Here is a 13,545-nt window from a genome sequence, read left to right as displayed (position 1 = left end):
GCTAGTTATTCAGGGATGCAGTGCAGGTTAAAAGTGTAAATTAAATTTAAAGGATGTTTATGACTCGGCAGTCAGAGCTTGATAGTTTGATTACGCTTTGACACGTGTAAGCACAATAAATTAACCGCTTTTTACCACATATAGATAAGAGTTTAACTAGGGGCTGTTGACCTTTCAAGGTTAAATTTGCAGCAGTCTGTTTGGTAGTTAGGCAAGGCAGAGCCTATGTGGTGTGGTTCTTCCCCATAAATAGGCGATAACGCAGCATCAATGCCAAACAGGCGCTGCCCGAAGGGTTCTGCCTAGGGGCGATTTACTCTTTGTTGCTCGGTTTTTACTTAGCCCACTAGGTTACAAACCTCGCGCCGCGATTAAACCGCCCCTAGTTTGAGCAAATTTTAATCCGCAAAGGTCAACAGACCCTAAGCTATTAAAAGCAGATCACGATTTAACTAGCTAGTTCAAAAAGCAGATCAGGTTTTAACTAACCAGGTTGAAAACAGCCATTATCTTCATTATTAAGGGTAGATTTGCCTTTCTAACCCTTAATTTGACTATATAAACGCTTAATTTAAAGATTTTTAACTGGGGTTTATAAAGTAATAAACCGATTTTTTACTAACTGTTGCAGCTTATAAAACATTTTTTTACTAACTGAGGGCTTATAAACAGTGACTCAAACCGATTTTTTACTAACTCAAAGGAGCTGAGTTAGTATAAACCGAATTTTTACCAACTCAGCTTGAAACTAAGTCCGATATTTAGTTTAAGTATGTAAGGGATTACTCACATTATTGCTGTAAAGGGGGTTTACACTTGTGAGCGTCGAGCGTCGAGAAACGAGAAACGAGAAACGAGCTTACAATAGCTCGTCACTCATAACTCGACGTTTTATTTCGAATGCTTATCAAACCACCATTGAATATATGCCACTTTGGTCATTAAATTTGATGGACGGGCAGTAATACCATGTGAAGCGTTTGGAATGCGCACCATCGCGGTATCAACACCCTGCAATTTTAAGGCTTGATAAAACTGCTCAGTTTCTGAAATTGGCGTACGGTAGTCTGCTTCACCAGTCAGTAGCATGGTAGGGGTTTTAACATTGCCAACATAACTGATTGGTGAGCGCTTCATATAATGCTCAATATGGTCCCAAGGTTTACCTGGAAACCAATAATCGGCAAAAAATGGATAGAAGTCGGCAGTTAGTACAAAGCTGATCCAATTAATCACCGGTTTGGCAACCACGGCTGCAGCAAAGCGATCCGTATGGCCTACAATCCAGGCGGTTAATACACCGCCGCCAGAGCCACCTGTTACAAATAACTTAGATTCATCAATAAACCCTTTTGCAATAAGCGCATCAACCCCAGTCATTAAATCATCGTAATCATTGCTTGGGTAATTATGATGAATGGTTTGCGCAAACTCTTTACCGTACGAGTCACTGCCTCGCGGATTCATGTATAAAACAACATTTCCTTTGGCAGCAAATAATTGAACTTCAGCACTAAAATGAGGGCCATAGTTAGCAACAGGACCACCGTGGATTTCAAGCACCAGTGGGTATTTTTTTGATTTATCAAAACCCGGCGGGTAAGCAACCCAGCCTTGTATTGGTAATTCGTCGTGGCTTGATTTTAACCATAGCTCTTCAACCTTGGCGAGCTGTTTAGTTTGTAGTGCATCTGAGTTTAAATCGGTTAAACGCTGTACTTTGCCACGTTTTATTGTAGCTACATCAGCAGGGCGCTGGGTATCAGCCAAGGTAAATGCAATGTCACCATTTTCACTAATATCAAAATCACCACCAGAGTAAGGACGCCCAAACGCCACGCTCCCTATTAGTTCGGTAATCACCTTACGTTTACCACTTCGAGGTTGATAAGCGAGTGCGGTTTGGCCTTCATCGGCATAGCTAAAATAGAGGCCTTTTGAATTTGCGCTCCACTTTATTTGGCCAACGCTGCGATCGAAATCGCTAGTCAGACTTTGGGTATCACCGGTTTTTAAATCACGAATATAAAGCTGAGTATTTTCATAGTTAGTGCGCTTGTCATCGTAGCCAGTATAAGCAAGGTACTGACCGTTAGGTGAGACCTGAGGTTGTTGATCTGGTCCATTACGGTCGGTCAGTGCGATGATCTCTAACGTGTTTAAATTAAGCTGGTACACTTCACTATTGGTTGGCTTGAGTGCATGTTCAGCGTGTCTATTGGCTGAGAAATAAAGTAATTCGCCGTTTTTACTAAAGCTTACACCGCCATTATAATCAAAGTTATCGTTAGTGAGTTGTTGTGCATTGCCGCCATTCGCATTAAGAGTAAATAGCTGATTAAATCCTTTTTGACTATAGCCTCTGCCATCTGCACGGTAGTAAACATCGTCAATAAATTTAGCAGGGTCTGCCCAGCTAGCGCCTTTAGGTTTACCTGGTAAACTGACAGGTGGTGAGCTTATTTCAGGAACAAACATACTAAACACCAGTTGTTTAGAATTAGGTGACCAGGTGATTGAGCGAGGTGCATTAGTAAGATTACTAATTTTTGCCACAGCACCCGTTTTAAGCCACTTCATGTATATTTGATTACTGCCATCTCTGTTAGAGATAAACGCAAGGCGCTGTCCATCGGGTGACAACACAGGCGAGTAGTCCATAAATACACCTGATGTTAAGGGCTGTAGTTGTCCTGTGCTGTAATCGACAGACCAAATATTACCGACTTTGCGATCGGTTTTAATATCCATGCGGTTGCGGACAAAATACACTGTTTTACCGTCGTCAGTAATATCTATTTGGTTGGCATATTCTAAGTTGAATATATCTTGAAGTTGCAATGTATCGGTATTGGCAACGGCCAAGTGGCTGCTACCTAGTATAAGGCTCATAGCTAAAAGCGTTTTCATTGTTTATCCCTGTTTTAAATCACTAATCTATTTATAGGGTAGTGGAGGGATAATTTATAGTCAGATGCGACGAAGCTCGCATTTAAAACTACCAATGAATGCAGGTGGTAAAAGAAAGCAAAAGCTGTAAAGGGGGTTTACAGCTTAATCTGTGTACGGCTTTAGTTATTGGTTGAACAAAGCGCTTTTATCTCTTCAATAATTGCAATGCCTTGGGGATTATCGCCATGCACACAAATGCTGTCAGCAACCAGTTTCAACGATTTTCCAGATTGAGTAGTCACACTGTTACTGGCTAAAAGCTGCTTAACCTGAGCTAATAATGCGTCTTTGTTATGCACACTGCCGGCGATATTTCGTGATACTAATTGCCCTTGGTCAGTGTACTGCCTGTCTGCGAACGCTTCTAATACGAGTGTTAGTCCAAGGTGGCGAGCCATGGTTTGATGTAGCTTGGCATCGGCTGTGGCGAGTATCATTAACTTTAAGTTTGCAGGGTAACTGGCAACTGCACCCATAACAGTGGTGAGTAGTTGCTGGTTTGTCATCATGTCGTTATATAGCGCACCATGGGGTTTTACATAGCTAAGGGTTAGCCCTTGTACTTTTGCCATGCCATCAAGGGCGGCTATTTGATAGTGCAAACATTGAGTGAGCTCAGCCACGCTCATGCTCATTGAACGCCTACCAAATCCTTGTTTATCGGGGTAGCTTGGGTGAGCGCCAATCATAACATTATGTTGTTTAGCTAGCTTTAGGGTATGCGCCATTACACTCGAATCACCTGCATGAAAGCCACAAGCAATATTTGCCATATCAATATGGGGCATAACATCGTTATCAAGGCCCATTTGCCATGCGCCAAAGCTCTCGCCTAAATCACAATTAAGTTTCATATTAATGGCTCTTCGATTGTTTAATTGTTACCGGTAATTGGCCTTTGGCTGGAGCTTGGCCTAATAATACTTTCGCCAATGCAGTAAAAGCAGGCCCTGATACCAGCTCGTTTTTATCCACATCAATATTATAAGCGTAGGAAGCAAGCACTGCATCAGCATAGTGACCAAATTGTGCAATGTCATACGGTGCTCGCAAACTAATAAATACCGTTGGAGTGTGTTTTTGTTTAGCCATTTTTAGTAATGACTCAAGCGCTTTAGGTTGCTCTGCGTTATTTAAGGCAAAGTTTGGGTTATCGGCTAAGTCATCCATACCGCCAATTTCCACTGCACTTTGATTCGGCGTTGCATTGCCAGCAATAACAATACTTGCTTGGTTTATGTTGCGCTGCGCTTCACTTGGATCAAAGCCCTGTAAGCTGCTGCAACTAAAACTGAGTGGTTGTGAATTTAACGCACTAATTGCTTGTTGCATTGCCATACACTTGCGGGTGTCGGGCATAATAATATGAATATGCTGATCCGCGCTAAGTTTAAGCGGTAAAGTGTTATTGTTGTTTTTTATTTGGGTAATTGCCGCTAACGCCAGTGATGCTTCTAATTCACGATGTGCTTTATTACCAATAACCTGTTTGGCATTGGCTAATGCATTAATGGGGTTAGGCAAAGCGTGTAATTTAAATTGATGTTTAAGCGAGGTAATACGCTGCGTCGAATGGGCAATTTCGTCTGCGTTTAGTTGTTTTGTTTTAACTGCACTGACTAAAGAGTCAATGAGCGCATCAAGTTTATTTATATCCTCAGGCGTTCTAATTTCTATTGGCATCAGCGCAATATCAACCCCTGCTGCAAAGGTGTTTATAATCGCTTGAGTTGGGCTGAAAAAATGGCTAATACCTGCCATATCCAGTGCATCAGTTACCACTACACCTTGATAGTTCAGCTCATCGCGAAGGATATCGGTCATGATTTTACGCGACATGGTCGCGGGTTTAATCATTTGTTTCCCTTCTACATTAGTTAATGTGCTGCTATCAAGCTCAGGGTATTGAATATGTGCGGTCATTATCATCCCAGGACTATGCTGCTCAATAATCTGTTTAAACGGTGCTAAATCTTGAGCGTAAATAACTTCTTTTGAATGCATTACTTTAGGTAAGCCTGTATGGCTATCTACATTGGTATCGCCATGTCCTGGAAAGTGTTTTATAGCGCTAATAATACCGTTTTTTTCAAACTCAATTACTTGTGCCGCGCCCAGTGCCGCAACTTCATCGGGGTTTTCACTAAAAGAGCGTACATTAATGACCGGATTGTCAGGGTTCATGTTCACATCAACCGTAGGCGCATAATTTACATTAATGCCAAGCGCTGAGAGTTCAGAGGCCAGTACCTGTGCTGTTTGGGAAGCAAAATAAGTACCATGCTCAGGATAAGTTGCGCCAATTGACATATTACCGGTGAATGAGGTGGCCACATCGCGAGGTAAGCGAGCAACGCGTCCGCCCTCCTGGTCAATAGAAATAAACAGCGGTAAGCCTGATTTTGATGCAGATGCAGCTTGTTGTAGTTGCTGATTAAGGCTAATAATTTGTTCGATGCTTTGGGTATTTTCAGAAAACAAAATTACCCCGCCAATATCATAACGACTAATTGCTTTTGCAAGAGTGTCGGGCAATTTGGTTAATGGCGTTCTGCAGCGTTTACTACTGCCTTGGTGACAAAAATAGCGCAAATCGAGCATGAGCTTTTGCCCAAGTTGCTGTTTAAGTGACAGCGCAGAATCGGCAAAAGAAGATTTTATTGGCATGAAACATCCGATTAAAAAAAGAGAAGACGATAACAAGTACTTATTTAGCAACACACACCCCAAGGCTAAATAAAAATAAAGTGCACGCAGCTTAACTATTATTGAGCTTAACTGCAAAACCCAGCAAATATAAACCGTATGATTTAATTATCCTAAAAATAACAAAAATTAGGTCACTTAGTTCTATTTATGTATTATATTAATGGTGTATGCAGTGCATAGCAGTCGTTTTTATTTGCTTAGGATGATATTAAGTTGCGTTTTCGATTACCATTTACTTTTAACCTTAGGCAATTAATTCTTTTGTTAGCTATACCCGCTGCAGCTGCTATTTTGTTTAGTGGTTTATATATTAGTTATCAAGTGCAAAAAGAACGGGTAATAGAAGATACCCTACAAAGTAATCATGTATTTGCCAGTAAGTTAGCCTCAGCAACTGAGCATTTTTTAGCAGCGGCAATGCAGCAGCTAGAGTTTTCAGCTAAAATTATTGCTGAAGATATTACAAACACTGAGTTACTCCAAGCTGAAACCGACCGACTTTTAAATCAGACACATAGCTTTAATTCAGTTGCCATAAACATGCAAGGTGTGGTTAAAGCAGCCTCACCTGTGTCTTTAAATATTATTAATAAAACCGTTAATTCACCCCATTCTAAGCAAGCATTTAAGCTAAAACGTCCGCAGGTCAGTCTGCCTTATATTTCGCTTGCTAATAATTTAATTGTAGTGCTTTCTTACCCCTTGTTTGATCAAGCGGGGAATTATTACGGTTATATAGGCGGTAGCTTTTATTTAGAGCAGCAAAGTATTTTAAATGCTTTGTTGAAACAGCATAGTTACGATGGCGGAGCGTACTTTTACGTGGTCGCTGACAACAAAACCTTACTTTATCATCCTGAGGCTCAGCGCATTGGTGAGCAAGTATTTAATAACCCAGTAATAGAGCGAGTGTTGCAAGGTGAAGATGGATACACTCGGGTTATAAATAGTCAGGGAGTGACCATGCTGGCCGGATTTTCCCACGTAGAGCTTGCTAATTGGGGGATTGTTGCACAGCGAAGTGAAGCAGCAACACTTGCTAAGTTAGACACTTTTCAAGGGCTGGTGCTTAAACGAATGTTACCCATAGTACTCATTACTTTTTTATTAATAGCTATGTTAGCTCACTATATTGCTAAGCCGTTAAGGTTATTAGCCGATAGCGCCAATTTATCAACCGATAAGAAAAATGTGGATCATCTTAAAGGTATTAAATCTTGGTACTTCGAAAGTAACCAGCTTAAACACGCGATGTTAGAAGGCGTTCATGTTTTGCAATCGCAAATGGGGCAATTACGTCAAGATGCACTTACCGATCCGCTAACTGGCGCGCATAACCGACGTGGCTTAAACATATTGCTTGAAAACCTAATGGATAAACATATACCGTTTGCTGTGCTTGAAATTGATATCGACTTTTTTAAACGGGTTAATGATACGTTTGGCCATGATACGGGTGATGAAGTATTAAAAACCCTTACTCACATTATACAATCGCTATCGCGCAAGCACGATATTGTGGCACGCACCGGTGGGGAAGAGTTTTTACTAGTATTACCTAACGAAAATAGTGATAGTGCGTTTGTTATTGCTGAGCGTTTACGCAACCAAGTAGCCAGCACATTAATGGCAAAAGTAGGCTATATAAATGTATCTATTGGTATCGCCACTTGGCCACAACATAGTGATGATATTGACCAAGTATATAAATGTGCTGACAAAGCGCTCTATCATGCCAAAGAAACAGGCCGTAATAAGTGTGTGATAGCCAGCTAAAAATTAAATTTATTTTTAAAATTAACTTACCTTAAGTTTTATTTAAGTTTCACTGATTAAATTTTATCTATAGATTTAATACAGGCGATGCTTTTATGCAACTAGCTCAACATCATTCCCCCGCTGTGCGGTTTCAACAGCTTTTTCATTTTTTTACTGCTACGCAAAATGATGAGCACCGCCAGCGCCTTGAAAACACCGTTAAACAAGGGTTTTTAACGGCGTACAATGCTCATCTTACTTCATTTATGCCGTTACTATGCCAGTACCAAACTGTGCAAGGTCAGTGCACTTTAGGTTTAAGAAGTGCAACCTCTGCTTTATTTATTGAGCAATATTTAGCTGCGGCCATCGAGCAATTTTTACCACCAGGCACACCGCGAAATACGGTATTTGAGCTAGGTAATTTATGCTCAACACATCGAAAAGCTACGTTGTCTCATTTTATTATTGTAAATGAAGCTTTGTGCGGCTTTGGCGCGAGCCACTTAGTGTTTTGTGCTACCAATAAAGTACGCGCCTTATTACGTTTACTAGGTGTAAGCTGCAACGAAATTGCACTGGCTAATGGCAGTGTAGTTGAGCAGCCAAAAAGCTGGGGTAGTTATTATGAGAACCAGCCAACGGTGTGCATTGTTGATTTAGCGCATGCACATCAGCAAGTGCTAAACACACCCATGCTGTTAAATATTAAACAACAAAACACACAACAAATTAATGCATTGATGACTGTGTTGGAGCGCTTATGAGCCTATTAAATAATATTAATAAGGTAGCGAACGAGCCTGTGGTTGTTAGCTACTTAGCCAATAAAGTGATGCCTATTAGCGTTTTGGAGTTACAACAAGAAACCAATAAGCTGACAGCTATTTTTACCGCTTTAGACTCTGGTGCAATGGCCTTTCAGCTTGATAATACACCCGCTTGGCTGGTTGTGGATGCCGCAACCAGCGCTGCCAACAAGGTTGCGGTGCCTATTGCCCATTTTTTTAGTCAGCAGCAAACACAGTATGTGTTAGCTCAATGCGGTGCGCAGTTTTTTATTAGTGATATGCCTCGTCATTCGCTAGGTAAGCATTCGCTGTCAGTAACATTATTTGAGCATTATACCCTTTATATTTATCAGCTCGATGCGATTGAGCCTGTGGACTATTTTACTGGTACGCAAAAAATTACCTTTACTTCAGGCTCTACTGGCGAGCCAAAAGGGGTGTGCTTATCAACACAAAGCCAGATGCAGGTAGCTAAGTCGTTATGTGAGCAAATAAACATTAGCAATCCTGTGCATTTATGCTTACTTCCGCTGCCAGTACTACTGGAAAATATAGCCGGTGTGTATGCGCCTTTGTTAAGTGGCGGTTGTGTACATTTAATGCCATTAAACGAATTAGGTTTTGTTGGCTCAGGGTTAAAAAACCCTAACAAACTCATTAGCGCAATCGATAGTGTAAAACCTAACACCCTTATTTTAGTGCCTGAGTTACTAACGTGTTTAATTGCCTTTGCAAAACAAGGCTGGCAGCCACCAAAGTCACTTAAGTTTATTGCTGTTGGCGGGGCGCGGGTTAGTGAGTCTTTAATTTTAACTGCACGAGAATATAACCTACCGGTTTATCAAGGGTATGGTTTGTCCGAGGCTGCTTCAGTAGTGAGTTTAAACACCCCCAATGATGACGATGTAAATAGTGCTGGTGAAGTACTAGGGCACGTTGAAACGAAAGTGGAAAATGATGAGTTATTTATTAAAGGAGCGTTATTTTTAGGGTATTTAAAGCAAGCGCCTCATAACCCAAATACCTGGTACGCCACTGGCGACTTAGTAACTAAGCGCAATAATAAGCTGTACATCAAAGGGCGAGTAAAAAACCTGATCATCACCAGTATGGGGCGCAATGTTAGCGCCGAATGGCCTGAATCATTAATTTTAAGCCAAAGTGCGATACAGCAAGCGGTGGTGTTTGGTGAAAGCCAGCCATTTTTAAGCGCGCTTATCTATGCGGCTCCCAAGTTTAGTGATGCGCAATTAACAGCACATTTAAAAACAGTAAACCAGCAACTTCCTGACTACGCACAGATTAAAAAGTGGCACCGTTTAGCCCAACCTTTAAACGAGCAGCAAGGATTATTAACCGCTAATAATCGCCCTAAACGAGCGGCAATTAGTCAGCACTATAGCCCTATTTTTGAACAGTTCTACCGACTTGGAGAAGTGATCCATGAGTGATTTTTTTAATACATTAAAAGCACAAACTCAAAACGAGCGTGAGTACTTATTAGCTGCGCCAATTATACAGCGTGTATTTAACGGACAAGCAACGCTTGAAGAGTATGCCTCGTTTTTAGCGCAGGCTTATCATCATGTAAAACACACCGTTCCTTTAATGATGTCACTTGGCGCGCGTTTAACTGACGAGCAGGAATGGTTACGCGAAGCGGTAGCTGAATATATTGAAGAAGAAATTGGTCATCAAGAGTGGGTGCTAAACGACATTGCAGCCTGTGGGTTTGATAAAGAAAGTGTGCGCTATAGTCAGCCACAATTCGCCACTGAAATGATGGTGTCGTATGCCTACGATAGTATTGCACGTAAAAATCCGCTTAGCTTTTTTGGCATGGTTCACGTATTAGAGGGGACCTCAATTGCGCTTGCTGATGGAGCCGCATCAAACATAGCGAATGCAATAGGGCTTCCTAAAAAAGCGTTTAGCTATTTAACCTCTCACGGCGCGCTTGATATAGAGCATGTTAAGTTTTTTGAAAACTTAATGAATCAAATTACTGACGAGGCGGATCAGCAGGCTATTTTACATGGCGCAAAATGTTTTTATCGTTTGTACGGCGATATTTTTCGCGCTTTAGATGATGAGCCGTTTTTTAAAGCATCAGCACAAGAGCAACACGCATGAATACCGGCTTATGTGTATTAACTGGTGCGACAGGTGGAATTGGTCAAGCCATTGCCAAAACACTACACGGCCAAGGTTGGCAGTTACTTTTGGTAGGGCGAAATAGTGATGCCCTCAATACGCTAAGTAGCCAATGTCCCGGTAGTATGGTTTTTGTGGGGGATTTAAAGGTTGCCGAAAACATGTTGGCACTCGCCATTAAAGCCAAAAAATTAGGGGGCGCTAAGTTACTCATAAACAATGCAGGCATTAATGTAATGCAAAGCTTAAGTGCATCGAGTAGTGAACAAATCGACAAGATACTGAACACTAACTTGGCTATTCCTATGAAGTTATGTCAGCTGTTTTTAGCGCAGTTGCACGCATCGAAGGGGCGTATTATTAATGTCGGCTCGTCGTTTGGCAGCATAGGTTATCCGTATCAAACTTTATATTGCGCGAGCAAATTTGGTTTGCGTGGTTTTAGCGAAGCGCTATCACGAGAGCTTTCAGATACACCCGTTAAAGTAAGCTATTTAGCACCAAGAGCTACCGATACAGATATTAATGATGCACAAACACGGGCAATGAATAAAGCGCTAGGTAACAAAATGGACTCTCCACAGTTAGTGGCAGATGAGTTGGTTGCGCTATTGCACAGTGCGAATCCGCGACGTTTTATTGGTTTTCCTGAGAAATTATTTGCCCGTATTAATGGCGTATTTCCGCGTGTTGTTGATAGCGCTATTGCAAAGCAACTACCTAAAATAAAGCAGTTTTTAGGTTAATAGAGGATCTTATGATGAAAAAATTTAATTTAGTGAGCTATTTTATAGCAGCGTGCGTGAGTTCATCACCGGTGCTGGCCGATGAGCAAAGTGATTTACTGGCAATCCAACAGCAATGGGCGGTGGCTAATTATGAACTTAAAGACGATGCCCAAATTAAAGCGTTTACAGCGTTAAGTGAGCAAAGTAGTGAGTTTACGAAACACTATCCGGATTCGGCAAATAGCTATACGTGGAATGGCATTGTGCTGGCCAGTTTTGCTGGTGCAAAAGGTGGTTTAGGGGCGCTCGGTTATGCTAAAGATGCAAAGGCGTCATTAGAACAAGCCCTTAAAATAGACGATAGTGCTTTAGGGGGCTCAGCGTATGCAAGCCTTGCAACCTTATACAGTAAGGTGCCCGGTTGGCCTATTGGCTTTGGTGATGATGACACCGCAGATAAATTATTTAAGCAAGCACTCGCTTTTAACCAAAAAGGCATTGATACTAATTACTTATATGGTGAATTTTTATATGATGAACGCCAATACAAACAAGCTAAAGCCCATTTGTTAGTTGCACAAGCGGCGGGCATTCGTGATACTCGCCCCAAAGCGGACAAATATCGCCAGCGAGCAATTAGCCAATTATTAGCTAAAGTTGATAAAAAACTAAAGAGATAACACACGCCACAATGCATTTATTATTAGTCGAAGACGATCACCTTGTAGCCCAAGGGCTTTGTCGCTCATTGCGCCAAGAAGGTTATAGTGTAGAGCATAGCGCAACGGTTAAGCATGCATTGCAAAGCTTAGGCAGTGGCGAAATAGAAATGGTGATACTTGACCTTGGCTTACCTGATGGTGATGGCTCGCAAGTTTTAAAGCAGATAAAGTCGCAAAAAAAAATCATTCCGGTGGTGATACTTACTGCACGAAGTAGCATAGATGACAAGGTGCAAGGGCTTGACATGGGCGCTGATGATTATTTAGCTAAGCCATTTGAACCAGCCGAGTTATTTGCTCGCTTGCGTGTGGCGAGCCGGCGAGTAAATCAAACTCAGTCAAGTTTATTACACTGTGGTGAAGTGACCATGGATACGTCAGCGCATAGTGTCACACTCAGCGATGAGCTGCTTTCTCTGCCACGAAAAGAATACATGCTGCTAAAGGCACTATTGGAAAACCAAGGTCGCGTGCAATCTAAACAGCAGTTAGAAAATAAACTCTATCAATGGGGTGAAGAGGTTGGCTCTAACACCATTGAAGTACATATTCATCACTTAAGAAAAAAATTCCCTAGCGATTTTATTAAAACTCTCCGCGGTATTGGCTACGTAGTAGGAAAAAATGTCAATTCGTAAACGGCTGACGCTTATTTTACTGTCAATGATGGTATTAACCTGCTTTTTAGCCTTAGTTAAAGGCTATCAAAAAAGCATGAGCCATGGTGAGCAGTTACTCGATAGCGAGCTAAAAGTAGTGGCAGGCGTTTTGATGCAACAGCCTTTATCGAGTAATGCTATGGCGCCTAAAACCCATGAAAGCTCGCAGTTGTTGTACCAAATTTGGCAAGCAGGTGAACTACTGAGCGGCTCTGATGAGCTGAATCTTGATTTGAGCCACTATCAAGCAGGTTTTCAAACGCTAAATATTGCAGGTCAGCGCATGCGAGTGTTTGTGTTTAAAACCTCTTTGCGCACGGTGATCGTTGTCGAGCCAATAGCTAAACGATTTGAACTCGCTGAAGCAGTTATTTTGTCGGCCATGCTACCTATGCTCTGGGCGGTTCCTTTACTTGCTTTGTTTATCAGCTTTTTTGTGAAGTACGCATTAGCCCCATTAACACGCTTATCAAGGCAACTAGCACAGCGCCAAGCAAATGACTTTACTGCTATTAATTGGCAGGTAACCGATGAAGAAATAAAACCGGTGATCAGCCGTTTGAACGACTTATTTAAACGCGTAGAAACCGCCTATTTACGAGAACGCTTTTTTGCCTCTGATGCGGCACATGAGTTACGCACTCCTTTGAGTAGCTTAAAAATAAATGTGCATAATCTTGCGGCGCAGCAAGGTGATAACCAAGAGTTACAAGCCATGACTCAAGGTATTAATCGACTCACCAATATCGTAGAGCAAATGTTGATCCTCGGACGCACTCAGCCAGAGCAGTGGCAAAAGCAATTTAAAGAACAGTCATTATTGGGCATTAGCCAAGCCGTGGTTAGCCAGTTATATGATAAATTGGCGGCTAAAAATCATTCCATCAGCCTTGATGGGGATGACTTTATTATTAATGGTGATGAATTTACCTTAGTGACGTTGATTTCAAATTTACTCAGTAACGCCATTAAGTACACGCCAGCAAATGGACAAATAAAAATAACCCTAAATCAAACGCACAGGCAGCGTATTTGGCAAATAGAAGACAGTGGCCCAGGTATGACGGATGAG

Annotated in this window: 11 protein-coding genes; 8 read left to right on the top strand and 3 right to left on the bottom strand. The window is 41.6% G+C overall.

Going from position 1 to position 13,545, the window contains the following annotated elements; genetic code table 11:
* Positions 1-891: 891 nt before the first annotated feature.
* The 3 genes from P20439_RS11265 to P20439_RS11255 all read right to left on the bottom strand — a co-directional run bounded on the left by P20439_RS11265 (position 892) and on the right by P20439_RS11255 (position 5,619).
* Entirely contained in the window at positions 892-2,910 is a 2,019-nt protein-coding gene (locus P20439_RS11265; RefSeq protein ID WP_008466905.1) for a S9 family peptidase, read from the bottom strand.
* A gap of 161 nt (positions 2,911-3,071) precedes the next feature.
* Positions 3,072-3,806 (bottom strand): 5-oxoprolinase subunit PxpA, encoded by a 735-nt coding sequence (locus P20439_RS11260; RefSeq protein WP_008466904.1) that lies wholly within the window; start codon positions 3,804-3,806, stop codon positions 3,072-3,074.
* Position 3,807: 1 nt separating this feature from the next.
* Positions 3,808-5,619: a glycoside hydrolase family 3 protein gene (locus P20439_RS11255; RefSeq protein ID WP_036933727.1), complete on the bottom strand. Its 1,812-nt coding sequence runs from the start codon at positions 5,617-5,619 to the stop codon at positions 3,808-3,810.
* Between the two features lie 303 nt (positions 5,620-5,922).
* On the opposite strand from P20439_RS11255, the gene P20439_RS11250 reads away from it, so the two are divergent.
* The 8 genes from P20439_RS11250 to P20439_RS11215 form a co-directional block, all read left to right on the top strand.
* Positions 5,923-7,437, top strand: a complete 1,515-nt coding sequence (locus P20439_RS11250) for a sensor domain-containing diguanylate cyclase (protein ID WP_008466898.1) — start codon at positions 5,923-5,925, stop codon at positions 7,435-7,437.
* 95 nt (positions 7,438-7,532) lie between these two features.
* Positions 7,533-8,186 (top strand): thermostable hemolysin, encoded by a 654-nt coding sequence (locus tag P20439_RS11245; RefSeq protein WP_008466896.1) that lies wholly within the window; start codon positions 7,533-7,535, stop codon positions 8,184-8,186.
* Positions 8,183-9,661, top strand: coding sequence for an AMP-binding protein (locus tag P20439_RS11240; RefSeq protein WP_008466895.1), 1,479 nt, complete (start codon positions 8,183-8,185; stop codon positions 9,659-9,661). The genes P20439_RS11245 and P20439_RS11240 overlap by 4 nt, the downstream gene beginning before the upstream one ends.
* Complete coding sequence (locus P20439_RS11235) at positions 9,654-10,343, top strand: TenA family transcriptional regulator (RefSeq protein WP_008466894.1); 690 nt, start codon at positions 9,654-9,656, stop codon at positions 10,341-10,343. The genes P20439_RS11240 and P20439_RS11235 overlap by 8 nt, the downstream gene beginning before the upstream one ends.
* On the top strand, positions 10,340-11,110 hold the full coding sequence (locus P20439_RS11230) for an SDR family oxidoreductase (protein ID WP_008466892.1): 771 nt from the start codon (positions 10,340-10,342) through the stop codon (positions 11,108-11,110). The genes P20439_RS11235 and P20439_RS11230 overlap by 4 nt, the downstream gene beginning before the upstream one ends.
* A 14-nt stretch (positions 11,111-11,124) precedes the next feature.
* Positions 11,125-11,772, top strand: coding sequence for a hypothetical protein (locus P20439_RS11225; protein WP_036933724.1), 648 nt, complete (start codon positions 11,125-11,127; stop codon positions 11,770-11,772).
* Between the two features lie 11 nt (positions 11,773-11,783).
* Entirely contained in the window at positions 11,784-12,452 is a 669-nt protein-coding gene (locus P20439_RS11220; RefSeq protein ID WP_008466887.1) for a response regulator transcription factor, read from the top strand.
* A partial coding sequence (locus P20439_RS11215) for a histidine kinase dimerization/phospho-acceptor domain-containing protein (RefSeq protein WP_036933722.1) occupies positions 12,439-13,545 on the top strand: 1,107 nt, incomplete at its 3' end. The genes P20439_RS11220 and P20439_RS11215, both read left to right, overlap by 14 nt.

The organism is Pseudoalteromonas sp. BSi20439 (assembly GCF_000241165.1).
Taxonomy (GTDB): Bacteria; Pseudomonadota; Gammaproteobacteria; order Enterobacterales; family Alteromonadaceae; genus Pseudoalteromonas.
This window is presented reverse-complemented; position numbering and strand designations above follow the sequence as displayed.